Here is a 14,769-nt window from a genome sequence, read left to right as displayed (position 1 = left end):
AACGTATCAACAGCCCAATACGCAATTAACGCATTGCTGGCTTCATCCTATTAGATTGAGCGGCAAGCCGTTGCGCCCTATTTTGATTTTCAGGCTGCCTTTGGTGATTGAGGCAGCCTGAAAGCGTTTTCCGTTTGCAATTACGGCATCACTTGCTCGGGATTGGGGCTATCGGACAACACAATCGGCAGCAGGGCTTGTTCCACTTTGTCTTTGAGCAAAAAGCGGTCGTTTTCGGGCAAATCGCGGGGCAGCAGCGGCGCGGCGATGGTTACTTTGACGTTGATTTGTTCTATGGAAACGATGCGCCACAGCGATTGGAACAGGTTGGCGTTGGCAAACGATACGGCGGTGGTGCGCTCGTTGGCATTGTAGTAGCGCATGGCGATGGGCTGCACGGGGGCGTTGCTGTCTAGGGCAGCCTGAAACAGGGCGGCTTTGAGTGGGAGCATACCGTTGCCCAGCGTGGTGCGGGCTTCGGGGAAGAAGCAGACGTTGCCGTTGGCTTCCAACACGCGGGAGATGGCGGCGTTGATAATGTTGATGTCTTTGCGGTTGCTGCGGTCTATATACACCGTGCCTGCGTTGGTTACCATTTTGCCGATAATGGGCCAGTTTTTGAGCTCTTGCATGGCGATGAAGCTGGCGGGATAGAGGGCGGTAATCACGAAGATGTCCAGCCATGAGACGTGGTTGGCGGCGATAAGCAGACCGTGTTGCGCTTGGTTGCCGTTGGGGGCTTCAACGTGGGTTTGGATGCCGAGTGTGTCCAGGCAGCTTTGCCCCATGTGGCGCAGGGTGGCGGCGCGTTGTTCGTCGGTGGCGTGGTCAAGCCGGCGCAGGTTGCGTCCTGTGTGGTAGAGCCAAATCAGGAGTTTGAAAATACGGGCGATGCGTTTGCGGATGGGGGCTTTTTGGGGCATGGCGGTTGGGGATGGTTGGGGTGGATGGGTTGAGGTTTCGCTGAAATCGCTGCGTTCGTTTTCAGGCTGCCTTGGGGGTAACGGTTGGGCAAATGAGCCGTTGTGGTTTTATTTTGGTTTTCAGGCTGCCTATTCAATAATCACGTCTGCGCCTGCGGCGATGGCGAGCCGGCGCAGGGTGGCGACGGGCATATGGCGGTGGGCGAGCGTGCTGATGTTTGCCAGCACGGGCAGGTGGCTTTGCTGCTTGGCTTGGGCGATGGCTTCTACGTCCAGGCGGACGGGCGCGCTGTGCAGGCTCAGCGTGCCGGCTTCGCCCAGCAGGATGTGCTGGTTGCCGCGCAGCGCGATTTGTTCGGCGGCAATCAGCCAGTCGCGCACGGTGTGGTGGATGTCTTTGCAAACGACAACGGGCACATTCAGGCTGCCCAGTTCGTGCAGGATATGGCGGTTGTTGATGAGTTCGCCGCCCAAATAGAGCAAATCGGCTTCGGCGTTGAGCGCGGCTTGGATGTGTGCGCTGTCGCGGATGCGAACGGCAACAGCTTTTTGCGCGCGGTGCCAATGGGCGCCGCAGTGTTGCAGTTGGCGGGCGATGTCGGCTTCGCCGGCGTTGTTGTCGGGGGCGTAGGGATTGGCGGGGAGATAGAAGGGATCCAGCAGCACGGCGAGGGCATGCACTTCGCTTATTTCAGCCGCGTGGGATTGGGGTTTGCTTGTTTCGGTTTCGTTGCCGCCTTCGGTTTCCGCTGCGCAGGAACTCGCTTTGCCCGTTTTAACTTCGTTGAAGCCTGCGGTTTTCAGGCTGCCGATGTAGGCGATGGTTTGCGGCGCGTTTGTGCCGCCGAACGGAATGCCGCGGATGATGATTTGGCTGTCATCCGCCCATGCTTCGCGGCTGATGATGCGCCAGTCTTGCATGATGCGGATGGCGCGTTCCACTTCGGGCAGGGCTTCGATTTGGGCGGCGTCAAACACGCGCTCGTCGCCGACCGCGCCGATGATGGTGTGTTCGGTGCCGCGCGACAGGTGTTCGGTCAAGCCTTGGGCGCGGATAAATTGGACGACGTTTTGCACGGCGGCTTCGCTGGCGTGCGGTTGCATCACGATAATCATGGGGGCTACTTTCGGAATTTTAGGCTGCCTTGGTTTGGCTCAATGCAGGGCGATATGTCGGGCTGTAAGCAACTAGGCGGCGGGAGCAAAAGAATGATGATTTTCAGGCTGCCCCCGCCCCATTAGGCAGCCTGAAAAACAAAAACAGGCAAGGAAACCATCCCCTTGCCTGCTGTGCTGCCCGTTTAGAACGGGATGTAGTTGCTCGGGTTTACAGGCGTGCCGTTTTCGCGCACTTCAAAATGCAGTTTGCCTGCGCTGCCCAGCCGCGCGAGCGATTGCCCGCGTTTCACGCGCTCTTGCTCTTTCACAATCAGGTTGTCGCCGTTGCTGTATGCGGTGAGCAAATTGGGGCTGTGTTGCACCACCACCAGCTTGCCGTAGCCGCGCGGGCCGTTGCCGCTGAAAATCACTTGTCCGTCGGCAGCGGCGACAACGGTTTGGTTTGCCGAGCCTTGCAGCTCTACGCCGCGCGTGCTGCTGCTAAACGCTTTGCCGATGCTCGCGCCCGCCAGCGGGTTTTGCCATGTCAGCCCTGCGTGGCTGGCGGTTTTGCCGGATGCGGCAATGGTTGGTGTTGGTGGGGGGGTTACGCTGGTTGTGGTGGTTGTAGTAACAACGGGCGTGGGTTGAACTGCGGGCGTGCTGGCAACGGCTGTACCTGTTACGCGCAAGGTTTGTCCCACGCGGAGGTTTTCGTCTTGCAGATGGTTTACCGCGCGAAGCTGGCTTACGGTCATGCCGTGGCGTTGGGCGATGCTGTATAGCGTGTCGCCCGAAACTACTCGGTAGCTGCCTGTGGCTGAACTGGTGTTCCCGTATGATGCGCCGCTCGCGCTAGTGGGCTTTACCCGCAGGCTGGTCCCCAATTTTACGGTGTCGTCGGGCATGTTGTTCCATGCGCGGATGTTGTCTTGGCTCACGCCATAGCGTTTGGCGATGTTGTATAAGGTGTCGCCGGGGGCAACTTGGTGGAAGGTGGCGTTCACATCCACGCTGGGGTAAGCGCCTGCCGGGTGGTTGTATGCGCTGCCGCTGGCAACGGGCGTGCTGGGGGTGCTTGGGGTGCTTGGGGTGTAAACGGTGGACGGGGTGGGCGTGTAGGGCGTTGCGCCGTAGGGGTTGCCCGCGCCGGCGGTTGTGCCTGCGGCGGTGCCGTCGTAGGGGGTGGCGGTGCTTGGGGTGTAGGGCGATGCGGTGCTGCTGCCGCCTACGCCATTGCCCGCCACAACGGGCGCGGAATTTTTGGCAGCGGAACACGCAGTCAATAAGGCTGCGGCTGTTGCCAAAGTTAAAATGGAGCGAAGTTTCATAGAGCTACCCTTTTCTAGATAAAAACACGCGCAGCAAATGGCTGCAAACGGGCGTAATCATACCGTTTTGCTGGGGCATTGGGCAAGTTTTCGCTTTGCCGGGTGGGCTGCCTGTGCGCGGGCATGGGGCGCGTTGGGAAGGCGCAAGCGAAATCCTGTTTTCAGGCTGCCGCAATGTTTGGGCGGGCGGGTTTGCCTATGCTTGCCCATGCCGGGAACTGCAATGCCGCCCATGCAAAGGCAGCCTGAAAATTATCCTGCATACCGTGAATCAAATTTGCGCGATTACAATGCTTTGCCGCCTTGTGCCCGTTCCAATTGAATTCACTATAAACGGCGCGATTTCGGTAAAATATGCGCTTTTGCTTTGGGCTAGAACGATGTCGATGGATGATAAATTGTTGCCGCACCGCAATGCGATTGATGCGATTGACCGGCAAATTTTAACTTTGCTCAACGAGCGGGCAACGCATGCGCGGGCGATTGGCGCGCTGAAAGGCACGGGGGCGGTGTATCGTCCCGAGCGCGAGGCGCAGGTGTTGCAGCGGATTAAGGATTTGAACGAGGGGCCTTTGCCGGATGAGGGGGTGGCGCGCTTGTTCCGCGAAGTGATGAGCGAATGCTTGGCGGTGGAGCGTCCGCTGACGATTGCTTATTTGGGCCCGATGGGCACGTTTACGCAAATGGCGGCGATTAAGCATTTTGGTCATGCAGCGGTTACCGTGCCTTGCACCACGGTGGATGACAGCGTGCGCTTGGTGGAGGCGCGGCAGGCGGATTATGCGGTTGCGCCGGTGGAAAATTCGACGGAAGGCTCGGTGGGGCGCACTTTGGATTTGCTGGTGAACACGCCGTTGCGCGCTTGCGGTGAAGTGGTGCTGCGGATTCATCATCATTTGTTGAGCGTTTCAGGCAGCCTGAAAAACGTGAAGAAGGTGTATGCGCACGCGCAGGCGTTGGCGCAATGCCAATTTTGGTTAAACGCGCATTTGGGCGGCGATGTGCAGCGCGTGGCGGTGTCCAGCAATGGCGAGGCGGCGCGCTTGGCGCAGTTGGATGAGAATGTGGCGGCGATTGCCAGCCAAACGGCGGCGGAAATTTATGGCTTGACGAAAATCGCGGAAAACATTGAAGACGAGCCGAACAACACCACGCGCTTTTTGGTGCTGGGGCATCAGGATACGACGGCGAGCGGCAAGGATAAGACCACGCTGATTGTGAGCGCGCCCAATCAGGTGGGGATGCTGCATCGCGTGATTGAGCCTTTGACGCGGGCGGGGATTTCGCTAACCAAGTTTGAAAGCCGCCCCAGCCGCACGGGGCTTTGGGAATATCTGTTTTTCATTGATATTGAGGGGCACGAATCGGATGGGCGCGTGCAGGCGGCGTTGGCGCAACTGCGCGAGACGGCGGCGTTTGTGAAGGTGGTGGGGAGTTATCCGATGGCGGTGTTGTAGTTTGAATGTGAACAGGCAGCCTGAAAAAGTGTAAACAACGCGACGATTTCCAACATCAAGCGACAACGCCTGCCATGTGCGAATGTCGCACAAGGGCTTGGCAACGTTGAATCATCGCTATTTTAATCAACGGTAAAAGCCATTTGCCCCCAATATTGCCCACTCTATCCCAACTTATAAGGACATTATCATGAGCCAATTCCGCCAAGACTTCCTGCAATTTGCCCTGCGCCAAAACGTGCTCAAATTCGGTGAATTCACCACCAAGGCAGGCCGCCAATCGCCCTATTTCTTCAACGCAGGCTTGTTTAACGACGGCGCGTCCACGCTCGCGCTCGCCAAGTTTTACGCCCAAGCGATTGTGGAAAGCCAAGTTCGGTTTGATATGCTGTTCGGCCCTGCCTACAAGGGCATCATCCTCGCTGCCGCCACCGCCATGATGCTGGCGGAACGCGGCATCAACGTGCCCTTTGCCTACAACCGCAAAGAAGCCAAAGACCACGGCGAAGGCGGCACGCTGGTGGGCGCGCCGCTCCAAGGGCGTGTGTTGATTATCGACGATGTGATTTCCGCAGGCACTTCCGTGCGCGAAAGCGTGAACCTTATCCGACAAGCGGGCGCAACCCCCGCGGGCGTGGCGATTGCGTTAGACCGCATGGAAAAAGGCACGGGCGAGCAGTCTGCGGTGCAAGAAGTGCAAACGCAATACGGTTTGCCCGTGGTGGCGATTGCCAATTTGCTGGATTTGTTTGCGCTGTTGGAACAAGGCGGCAGCGCGGAGTTGGCACAGTTTGTTGAGCCGATGCGGGCGTATCGCGCGCAATATGGCGTGGTGTAGGCAAGCGGTTTTCAGGCTGCCTACTCGTCTTCTGCGGCTTCGTATTCCCGATAGCCCAGTTTGCTGCCTGCGCGGTAAGGCAGATACAAAAACAGCACAATAAACGCAGCCGCCATCGCCATAGTAAACAATATATTCAGCAACGGCGCGCTGCTCATGGCTATCAAGGGCAGCAGTATAAGCAACGCTAAGAACACTTTGCCAATCCAGCCTGCGGTTAAGCCTTTTTTGCCACGGCTATGCCCGTAAACAAAAGCGATGCTGGCTGCGCCTAACACGTTGAGCGCGAACACCAACAACTCCCCTTGTTGGTTCAACGATTGGAGCGACGGGAGAATGGTGATGGCAAAGACAAACCACAATACGCCGATGATTTTAGCGGGTAGTACAAGATGTCTCATGAGTTGTTTCTTTTATGATTTCAGGCTGCCTATTATGTGAGCAATAAAGGCAGCCTGAAAATATATTCAGCAATCAACAGCCCAACCTACTTCGCCTGCTGTTGCTGCTCTTTTTTCGCAGCCTCTTTCGCCGCTTGCCATTCTTGTTCTTGCTTGGCGATTTTGGGGTTCACTTGATACTGCGCCGCCTCGCGCAAAATCTCGGGCTTGATGATGCCGTTGAGCTGCCGGTTAGACAGGAAAATCTCAGGGCGGCCAATCGCATACGCGCCGATTTCATAGCTTTGGAACAAGAACACTAAGCCGCCTTTGGCAAAACGCCAGTTGTCCGTGCCTTTGAAATCTTGGTTGTATTCGGCCACATATTCGCGCGCTTCTTTTTCGCTGTATTCGGCGTCGGTTTGCAAATAGTTCACATAGCCCGCTTTTTGCAACGCCACCAGCTTCGCCATCTGCTTGGGCAGCAAAATGTCTTTTAACGCAACGGGTTTGATTTTGGCTTCGCCGCGTTTCAATACGGTGAAACCGTGGTTGCCGTTGCCGTGTGCGCCGCAGGTGTATTCCCATTCTTCCATGCCGAACACCGCGTATTGCGGCGTTTGCCCTTCCAGTTCCAGCGTGCGGATGTAATCCAAGAAGCAGGGGTATTCGCCTTGGCGCAATGTTCTGTTTTCTTTATTGGTTTCCGCAACATCTTTGCTTCTCGTTAAAAATTTTTTCAAACCGTTGGCGGACAAGTCTTTGGCGCCGACGGATTTTCTGATTGCTGCCAACGCCCATGCGTCCAGCGTTTTGTCGCCCGTTTGCGGATAGGCAACGGTGAGCTCGTGGCAGCGCGGTTCTTTTTCGCCGCTCACTTTGGTGCAGTTGGTTTTGGCATGCGCGGTTTGGGTTTTGTAGGACAACGGTGCGGCCTGAACGCCGATGGCGGCGAACAAGGTTACGGCTAATAAGGATTTGGTAAACATGGATTTTCCTTTAAAAATAACGATATATGAATTTCAGGCTGCCTTGCGTGCTTAACGGGCAAATGCAAGGCAGCCTGAAAACGGTTTAGCCTTTAAACACGGGCAAAATCTCGGCGCGGCTGAGCAGCTGGGCGACGATATTTGCCAAGCCGAACAGCAGCACCCAAATCACCAGCCAAGTGCCGCCGAATACTTGGAAGCCTTTGCCCGCGCCAAATTTTTTGCGTACCGCGCGCAGCAGCAGGGCGGGCACGATGGCAACCCATATCGTCGCCGCCAAGCCCACATAGCCGATAACGCCCACAAAGCCCAAGGGATACAGCAGGCAGGCAACCAGCGGCGGCAGGAAGGTGATGGCGGCGGTTTTGGTGCGCCCGATGCGGCTGTTGTCGAAGCCGAACAGATCGCTCAAATAGTCAAACAAGCCGAGCGTTACGCCCAAAAACGAGGTGGCGATTGCCATGTAGGAGAAAAACGCCAAGATTTTTGCCATGCTGCCCGTGGTAACAAATTTAGACAATTCGCCAATCAACACGGCAACGTCGCCATCGGCTTTAATCACAGGCGCGAAGGCGTTGCGCGGCAGGTTGCCTTGGATGGCGAGCTGCCACAGCGCGTAAATCACCAGCGCGATGAGCGTGCCTATCCACAAGGCGCGGGCGACTTTGGGCGCATCGCCGTTGAAGTATTTATACAGGCTGGACACGTTGCCGTGAAAGCCGAACGAGGCAAGGCACACGGGCAGCGCGGTGCCGAGGTAAATCCAATAGCTGGTGTTTTCGGGGGCGGCGCTGTTGAGCAGGATGGGCAGTTGCGCGGTGTTCAGCAGCCCGCCGGTTGCCCAGATAAAGGTGATGACCATGCCGCCGATGAGAATGCTGGACAGTCTGTCCACCAAGCGCGCGGAGTACCACACGCAGCCCGCAAAGATGATGAAGAAGGCGAGTTGCCCAATCCAGAGCGTGCTGTCGGGGTTGAAGCCGAGCGCAACGGTGGTGAGCCGCCCGCCCACGAAAATATAGGCGTAGGTAAGCAGATACAGCACGAAGGCAACGCCCAGCCCGTTGACGATGTTCCAGCCTTTGCCGAGCGAATCGCGCACGATGGTGTCAAAACTTGCGCCCACGGGGTAATGGGTGTTGGCTTCCAATATCATCAGCCCCGAGGCGAGCATGGAAAACCATGTGTACAGCAGCACGGCGAGCGAGCCGATGAACCATACGCCTGATGTGGCGGTGGGGTTGGCGAGCATGCCGGCGCCGATAATCGTGCCTGCGATAATCATCGCGCCGCCGAGTAGGGTGGGGGTTTTGGTGGTCATAGGGGATTCCTTATGGATTTCAGGCAGCCTGAAAAGGGGTTTTGCAAAGGGTGTATTTTACGATATTGCACACGATTTTAACCTAACTTTGCAGAATATTTTTCGCGCGGGGCATTGTTGCGTTTTCAGGCTGCCTATGCGTTGCCATCAAGGCAGCCTGAAAACGCAAAAGCAAAACGCCGTGTTGGCATGCGACACGGCGTTGGGGTTATTGCTTGGCGGTTAGTAAAAAGCGAAGTGGGCGGCAATGGCGGCGAGCCACAGCCAGCCGATGCGGTTGTTGTCCAAAAAGGCGGCGTGGCAGGCTTGGCGGTTGCGGCTTTCCACGCGCAGGTATTGCTGCCATTGCCAGTAAACCACCAGTATCAGCGCCGCCCAATACACCCACGCCGCGCCCAGCTGGCTGCCCACTTGTATCATCAGGATGTCGGCGATGCCGTGGCAGAGCATGGCGGCTTCGGCATCGTAGCTGCCGAAGGTGATGGCGGAGGTTTTGATGCCGATTTTGAGGTCGTCTTCTTTGTCTGCCATGGCGTAGAGTGTGTCGTAGGCGAGCGTCCAGAATACGTTGGCGAAAAACAGCCACCATGCGATAGCGGGCACGCTGCCTGTGATGGCGACAAACGCCATGGGGATGCCGAACGAGAACGCCAGCCCGAGATAAAGCTGGGGGATGGGGAAGACGCGCTTGGCGAAGGGATAGGTGAACGCGAGGCACAGCGCGGGGATTGCCATCAGCCATGTGGTGTAGCTGAACGGTATCAGGCACAGGGCGGCGAGTGCGCACAGGATGAGAATGAGCCGTTTGGCTTCGCGCGGCGTTACGGCGTTGCGGGCGAAGGGGCGATTTTGCGTGCGGGCGACGTGACGGTCGATGTCTTGGTCTGCCCAGTCGTTGGCAACGCAGCCTGCACTGCGCATCAGGAATGTGCCCAGCGCGAACAGGACAACGGTGGAGAGCTTGGGGCGGCCTGCAGAGGCAATCCAGATTGCCCACAGGGTGGGCCATAACAGCAAGAGCGTGCCGATGGGTTTGTCGGCGCGCATCAGTTGGAGGTAGGTGGGAAATTGGGTGCGCCAGTTGGGGGCGGGTGATGGACGGGGGCGGATGGTGATTGGGCTGGTGGGCATGGTTGTTTTGAGTAAATGTTCTTTTGGGGGATTATAGTGGGTCTTGTTAGGATTTTGTTGGGTTTTGTTAAGGGGTAAGCAATTTTTGTTCCATTGCTGGGGTGGTGGTGTAAAGATGGGTTTCAGGCTGCCTTTGATGCTGGGGTTATCAGAGGCAGCCTGAAAATGGGTTGGTGCTTTGTGGCAAGCATCCGATTAGTTTAACCATGCGCTTCATGCCGACGGGGCACTTACTTTTCTTTGCTTCGTCAAAGAAAAGTAAGCAAAAGAAAGGCGACCCAGACGTGCAGGTTTGGCTGCGCCAAACTTCCCTCACTACGCATCCTTTTTTCGGCGCGTGCGAACTAGCCGCGCTACGCGCGTCGTCGAACAAGCGCACGCTTTTTCCCGAAAAAAGGATGCTCCGTTCGGCTGGACGTAGGGGAGGGGATAGCAGCATTAAACAGTCGTGAAGCGTTAGGCAGCCTGAAACGCCAATTTATTTAACAAAACTCTGTTTGATACAACACCAAGCTGGGTTTTTGTTGAATGGCGCAAGCAAGTGTTGGCAAGCTGCCACCGCGCCATTATTGGGCGGATTGGTTTGACAGGGTTTTCAGGCTGCCTTTAACACGTCAAAACACCAAAGGCAGCCTGAAACGCTATTGTTGTTTACCCCCCCTCGCCCACCGTCTCCGCCAGAAACCGCAACACGCAGGCGAGTTCTTCGGCGGTTTCTTGTTGCGTGCCGTTGCCTGTGTGTCCGCCGCTGGCGGGGGCGTAAAGATGGCTGGGGGCGTGGTGGGCGCGCAGTTGGGCGTGGAATTTGAGCGCGTGGGCGGGGTGCACGCGATCGTCGGCAAGGCTGGTGGTAATCAGGGCGGGGGGATATTTCAGGCTGCCTGAAACGTTGTGATAGGGCGAGAAGGCGGCAAGGTAGTCGCGCATTGGCGGGTCGGCGGGGTCGCCGTATTCTTCTATCCAGCTGGCACCTGCGTAGAGCTGGGGGTAGCGCAGCATATCGGTGAGCGGCACTTCGCACACCATTGCGCCGATGTTTTCAGGCTGCCTTGTGTACGCGCTGGCAACGATTAGCCCGCCGTTGCTGCCGCCTTGGATGGCGATGCGTTCAGCGCGGCTGTAACCTTGTTGGCAAAGATGCTGAACGACGGCGAGCAGGTCGTCCACCGATTTGTGTTTGTGTTGGCGTTGGGCGGCTTCATGCCAGCCTGTGAACTCGCCGCCGCCGCGTATGTTGGCGAGCACAAAGGCGTTGCCTTGTTCCAGCCAATGTTTGCCTATTACCCCCATGTAATGTGGTAGCTCGGGCACGTTGAAGCCGCCGTAAACGTAAACCAGCGTGGGCGTTTCAGGCTGCCTTGGCTGCTTGCCCACCCAGTAATAAGGAATGGGCGTGCCGTCTGCCGATGGGGCGTGGTGCTGTTCCACGATGATGCCTTCGGCGTTGAATTGGGCGACTTGGCGGCGCATCACGCTTAATTCCATCACGCTTAAATCCAGCGCGTAGAGCGTGAGCGGGGTGGTGAAATCGCTGGCGGCAAGGTAGAGCACATCGCCGCCCCACGGCTGGTCGGTCAGGTCTATCGCGCCGTTGGGCAGGCTGGGCAGGGCGGCTTCGTGCCATGCGCCGTTTTGCCATTGCCATGCTTTCAGGCTGCCTGAAACGTTGTCCAGCAGATTGGCGATGATGAAGCGGCGCGTGGTTTCCACGCTGGCGATGGCTTGCTGCGCGTTGGGCGTAATCAGGCAAAAGGCTTCGCCGAGCATGCCTTTGTTGAGCTTAACGGCAATCAGGCTGCCTGCGGCGTAGCTTTGGTTGGCGCGATGCCATGCGGTTTTGAGTTGAACGATAAGCTGCCCTGCAATATAGCCCGCAATATCGGCATCGCTGGGCAGGGCAAGGGCTTGGATGTCGCCCGTTTTGCCCACTTGATAATAGGTTTTTTGGAAGAAGCTGCTGGCGGATTCAATCAAATCAATCGGCGCACCTTGCGGGTCTAGATAACGCCATGCGTTCACCATCACGCCGTTTTCAGGCTGCCTGAAAATGGCTTGGGCTTCGTCAAAACTTTGCCCGCGCTGCATCAGCCAAACTTCGCGCGGGTAGCCCGATGGCGTGAGCTGGCGTTCATCCCAAGCAGGGCAAACCCAAACGCTGTTTTCATCGCGCCATGCGATGTGGTTTTTGCCCAGCGGAAAGTGAAAACCGTTTTCCACAATTTGGCGCGTGGCAAGGTTGAATTCAATGGTGTATGCCGCATCTGAACCCGCTTGCGAGAGCGTGAGCAACACTTTTTCAGGCTGCTCAACATAATGCGACACGCCGTCTAAATACACATCGTCGCCCAAAATGTCGTCAAAATCGGCAACGGAAAACAAATTCTGCCATTCGGGCAAGCCCGCGCGATAGCTGGCAGCGCTGCACACGCGATACACGCCCTTGGGAAACTCGGGCGATTGGTGGAAGTGGTACATCCGTGCGCGGTGTTCTTGGCAAAAGGGGATTTGGCGTTCGTCTTGAAGCTGGGCAAGGATGTCGTCGCGCAGGGCGGCATATTCAGGAGATTGGCAAAATTGCACCAACGTTTCGGCGTGCGCTTGCGCGATAAATTGTTGCGTGGCAGGGTCTTGCAGATTTTCTAGCGATTGATGCGGATCTTGCATTTTGGGCTTTCGGATGGATGAAAACGAGCGATTTTAGCACGCAGCCAAAGGCAGCCTGAAAACGACAAACGGCTTTTCAGGCTGCCTTGGGATGGCGCATAAAGGCTTGTCGCATTTTGGACATTTTGGAAAATGTAGTTATGATTACAGCCTTGCAACCTAAATCAATGAGGAAAACATGAAAACCTTAAATGAAAAACAAGTCAAAATATTGTCTATCGTAGCCACCATCGCCGCTGTGTGCATGTATTTTGCCTGCATCGCGCAAATCCAAGCCAATTTGGCAGGGCAAAAAGGCATTCGATTCAACCACTTGCCGCCGCATCAACTGCACATTGTGGGTGATTTATGGTTTGATGAAACCGCAGCGCGATTACCCCGTTGCCATCGCTAACGCGCCAGGGTGGTGCTGGGTTTGATTACCGCCATCGCTGCGCTGTAATTTGAATACAAAAAAGGCAGCCTGAAAACGTGTTATCTGTTTTCAGGCTGCCTTTGGTTTATGCCAACGCCTTGCCTAACTCTGCCGAGCGCGCCGCCGCCGCGTTCACGCCATCGCAAAAATGTTCCGCCAAATGATGCTGGCGAAACGTTTCTAGCGCGGCAAAGGTGGTGCCGCCCTTGCTGGTAACCGTGTCTTGCAAGGCGGCAAAATCCGCGCCCGATTGCGCCGCCAGCTCCACCGCGCCGCGAAACGTTTGCAAACTCAACGCCCGCGCCGCGTCCGCGCCAAAGCCCAAATCCTGCGCCGCCTGCTGCAAGGCATTCATCAAATAAAACACATACGCCGAGCCGCTGCCCGAAACCGCCGTAACCGCGTGCATCTGTGCTTCATCGTTCAGCCAAAAAGTCAAACGACACGAAGCGGCGATAATCGCTTCGGCGCGCGCCCGATCCGCTGCGTTCACATCATCTGCGGCAAACAGCCCTGCCACGCCTTCGCCCACCTGCGCGGGCGTATTCGGCATCACGCGCACCAGCCGCCGCGTGCCGCCCAAATAGCGCGACAACGTTGCCACGCTCAACCCCGCCGCCAGCGAAATCACCAGCGCGCCATTGGGCTGCACATCCGCGCAAGCCGCCTGCATATCCTGCGGCTTCACCGCCAAAATCAACACATCATCCGCGCCGATTTCAGGCTGCCTCTCCGACACCGCCACGCCATAGCGCGCCGCCAACGCCTCGCGCTTTGCCGCGCCGCGATTGGTAACGTGCACCTCGCCTGCCCGCCCCGCGCGATGCAAGCCCGCCACAATCGCCGCCGCCATGTTGCCGCCGCCGAGAAAATAAATCGTCATGCTGTTGCCTTTCATTATCTATCAAAATGTTATCCATCCCCACTCGCCATCATCAGGCAGCCTGAAAACGGCATTGCAACCATAAGCCCCTTTTCAGGCTGCCTCAACGCGCTTGCCCTGCCGCCATAAAATACGCATTGTAAACAAACCCAGCCCGTTAAAAAACGTTAAAATACGCCCCATCAACACACAAGCCCACCGCCATGCAACCCCTAGACTACTGCCGCGAAAAAGCCCAAACCAGCCATTCCAACTTCCTCGCCAGCTTCCGCTTCCTCCCCCCCGCGCAACGCGATGCCATGACCATCCTCTACGCCTATTGCCGCGAGCTGGACGACATCGTGGACGACAGCCGCGACCCCAGCATCGCCCGCGCCACGCTCGCATGGTGGCGACAAGATTTGTCCAAAGTCTTCCAAGCCAACACCGCGCCCGAGCATCCCGTCAACCAAGCTCTGCGCAGCATTCAACCCGTTTTCAGGCTGCCTGAAAGCGAGCTAATGGACATCATCAACGGCATGGAAATGGACTTGCACCACGACCGCTACGCCACCTTCGACGACCTGCAATACTACTGCTACCGCGTGGCAGGCGTAGTTGGGCGGCTCATCGCCCGCATCCTCGGCTACACGCAAGACACCACACTGCGCTACGCCGAAACACTCGGGCTTGCCCTGCAACTGACCAACATCATCCGCGATGTCGGCGAAGACGCACGCATGGGGCGCATCTACCTGCCGCAAGACGAACTCGCCCAGTTTGGCGTAAGCGAAACCAGCATCCTCGCCGCCACGCCCACGCCCGAATTTGCCACCCTGATGCAATTTCAATTCAACCGCGCCCGCGACACCTACCGCCAAGCCATCGCCCTCTTGCCCCCCGCCGACAAAAAAACGCAAAAAGCAGGGCTCATCATGGCAAGCATCTACCACGCGCTGCTGCTGGAAATAGAACGCGACGGGCTCGCCAACGTGTTGCGCTACAAAATCCGCATCCCCAACCCGCGCAAAATGCGCATCGCCCTGAAAACATGGCTGTTCGGGTTTAAGCCATAAAGCCATTTCAGGCTGCCTTATCACGCACACCAAAGCAGCCTGAAACGCCTCATCCAGCCATTGCCCCGCCCCCAATTTTGCCAGCGCACGGCTTGCAAGCAAGCCGTAGGGAGCGCGGGGTAAGCATTTCAGGCTGCCTCCCTCTCGCGCCCGCGCTTAATCAGCGCATTTATTTACGCCACACCAAACAACGTTTCAGGCTGCTTTTGGGGGAGGCAGCCTGAAAATAACTCGGCGAAAGGTGGGCATAGCTGGCTTATTCAACATTTTGGCGACGAGCCATC

12 protein-coding genes and 1 pseudogene are annotated in these 14,769 nt (G+C 57.1%); 4 read left to right on the top strand and 9 right to left on the bottom strand.

The features are described 5' to 3' along the window. Positions 1-140: 140 nt before the first annotated feature. From H3L93_RS07880 to H3L93_RS07870, 3 genes are all read right to left on the bottom strand, one after another. Positions 141-923, bottom strand: a complete 783-nt coding sequence (locus tag H3L93_RS07880; RefSeq protein WP_003794415.1) for a lysophospholipid acyltransferase family protein — start codon at positions 921-923, stop codon at positions 141-143. Between the two features lie 129 nt (positions 924-1,052). Then, positions 1,053-2,039: a 3-deoxy-D-arabino-heptulosonate 7-phosphate synthase gene (locus H3L93_RS07875; protein ID WP_040558135.1), complete on the bottom strand. Its 987-nt coding sequence runs from the start codon at positions 2,037-2,039 to the stop codon at positions 1,053-1,055. A 185-nt stretch (positions 2,040-2,224) separates the two neighbouring features. Continuing rightward, the gene (locus tag H3L93_RS07870) at positions 2,225-3,352 is read right to left on the bottom strand and encodes a M23 family metallopeptidase (RefSeq protein ID WP_003794422.1); all 1,128 of its coding nucleotides are present in this window, start codon (positions 3,350-3,352) and stop codon (positions 2,225-2,227) included. 380 nt (positions 3,353-3,732) lie between these two features. Here H3L93_RS07870 and pheA point away from each other — a divergent pair, with 380 nt between their 5' ends. Next, on the top strand, positions 3,733-4,809 hold the full coding sequence (gene pheA, locus H3L93_RS07865) for a prephenate dehydratase (protein ID WP_040558136.1): 1,077 nt from the start codon (positions 3,733-3,735) through the stop codon (positions 4,807-4,809). A 190-nt stretch (positions 4,810-4,999) separates the two neighbouring features. Beyond that, positions 5,000-5,647, top strand: coding sequence for an orotate phosphoribosyltransferase (gene pyrE, locus H3L93_RS07860; RefSeq protein WP_003794426.1), 648 nt, complete (start codon positions 5,000-5,002; stop codon positions 5,645-5,647). Between the two features lie 20 nt (positions 5,648-5,667). Here the strand turns inward: pyrE and H3L93_RS07855 are convergent, their stop codons facing one another. The 5 genes from H3L93_RS07855 to H3L93_RS07835 form a co-directional block, all read right to left on the bottom strand. Then, positions 5,668-6,048, bottom strand: a complete 381-nt coding sequence (locus H3L93_RS07855; RefSeq protein WP_003794428.1) for a hypothetical protein — start codon at positions 6,046-6,048, stop codon at positions 5,668-5,670. 86 nt (positions 6,049-6,134) lie between these two features. Then, positions 6,135-7,016 (bottom strand): RsiV family protein, encoded by an 882-nt coding sequence (locus H3L93_RS07850; protein ID WP_003794430.1) that lies wholly within the window; start codon positions 7,014-7,016, stop codon positions 6,135-6,137. A gap of 85 nt (positions 7,017-7,101) precedes the next feature. Further along, positions 7,102-8,337 (bottom strand): aromatic amino acid transporter, encoded by a 1,236-nt coding sequence (locus H3L93_RS07845; RefSeq protein WP_040558137.1) that lies wholly within the window; start codon positions 8,335-8,337, stop codon positions 7,102-7,104. Positions 8,338-8,559: 222 nt separating this feature from the next. Continuing rightward, positions 8,560-9,384: a 4-hydroxybenzoate octaprenyltransferase gene (gene ubiA, locus H3L93_RS07840; RefSeq protein WP_003794437.1), complete on the bottom strand. Its 825-nt coding sequence runs from the start codon at positions 9,382-9,384 to the stop codon at positions 8,560-8,562. A 735-nt stretch (positions 9,385-10,119) separates the two neighbouring features. Then, positions 10,120-12,132, bottom strand: coding sequence for a prolyl oligopeptidase family serine peptidase (locus H3L93_RS07835; protein ID WP_003794441.1), 2,013 nt, complete (start codon positions 12,130-12,132; stop codon positions 10,120-10,122). Between the two features lie 178 nt (positions 12,133-12,310). Here H3L93_RS07835 and H3L93_RS07830 point away from each other — a divergent pair. Continuing rightward, positions 12,311-12,574, top strand: a pseudogene (locus H3L93_RS07830) (SemiSWEET family transporter). 58 nt (positions 12,575-12,632) lie between these two features. Here the strand turns inward: H3L93_RS07830 and proC are convergent. Further along, a complete protein-coding gene (gene proC / locus H3L93_RS07825; RefSeq protein ID WP_040558138.1) occupies positions 12,633-13,430 on the bottom strand; it encodes a pyrroline-5-carboxylate reductase in 798 nt (265 codons plus the stop codon). Between the two features lie 203 nt (positions 13,431-13,633). On the opposite strand from proC, the gene hpnD reads away from it, so the two are divergent. Beyond that, complete coding sequence (gene hpnD, locus H3L93_RS07820; protein ID WP_003794452.1) at positions 13,634-14,485, top strand: presqualene diphosphate synthase HpnD; 852 nt, start codon at positions 13,634-13,636, stop codon at positions 14,483-14,485. The last annotated feature ends 284 nt before the right edge of the window (positions 14,486-14,769 follow it).

The sequence above is a fragment of the Kingella oralis genome, assembly GCF_014054985.1.
Lineage (GTDB): Bacteria > Pseudomonadota > Gammaproteobacteria > Burkholderiales > Neisseriaceae > Kingella_B > Kingella_B oralis.
This window is presented reverse-complemented; position numbering and strand designations above follow the sequence as displayed.

Bases quoted from the DNA above. Each gene is read 5' to 3' on its own strand.
- H3L93_RS07855 (WP_003794428.1), bottom strand. From the start codon at position 6,048: ATGAGACATCTTGTACTACCCGCTAAAATCATCGGCGTATTGTGGTTT.
- pheA (WP_040558136.1), top strand. From the start codon at position 3,733: ATGTCGATGGATGATAAATTGTTGCCGCACCGCAATGCGATTGATGCG.
- H3L93_RS07870 (WP_003794422.1), bottom strand. From the start codon at position 3,352: ATGAAACTTCGCTCCATTTTAACTTTGGCAACAGCCGCAGCCTTATTG.
- H3L93_RS07875 (WP_040558135.1), bottom strand. From the start codon at position 2,039: ATGATTATCGTGATGCAACCGCACGCCAGCGAAGCCGCCGTGCAAAAC.
- hpnD (WP_003794452.1), top strand. From the start codon at position 13,634: ATGCAACCCCTAGACTACTGCCGCGAAAAAGCCCAAACCAGCCATTCC.
- H3L93_RS07845 (WP_040558137.1), bottom strand. From the start codon at position 8,337: ATGACCACCAAAACCCCCACCCTACTCGGCGGCGCGATGATTATCGCA.
- H3L93_RS07850 (WP_003794430.1), bottom strand. From the start codon at position 7,016: ATGTTTACCAAATCCTTATTAGCCGTAACCTTGTTCGCCGCCATCGGC.
- proC (WP_040558138.1), bottom strand. From the start codon at position 13,430: ATGACGATTTATTTTCTCGGCGGCGGCAACATGGCGGCGGCGATTGTG.
- pyrE (WP_003794426.1), top strand. From the start codon at position 5,000: ATGAGCCAATTCCGCCAAGACTTCCTGCAATTTGCCCTGCGCCAAAAC.
- ubiA (WP_003794437.1), bottom strand. From the start codon at position 9,384: ATGCGCGCCGACAAACCCATCGGCACGCTCTTGCTGTTATGGCCCACC.
- H3L93_RS07835 (WP_003794441.1), bottom strand. From the start codon at position 12,132: ATGCAAGATCCGCATCAATCGCTAGAAAATCTGCAAGACCCTGCCACG.
- H3L93_RS07880 (WP_003794415.1), bottom strand. From the start codon at position 923: ATGCCCCAAAAAGCCCCCATCCGCAAACGCATCGCCCGTATTTTCAAA.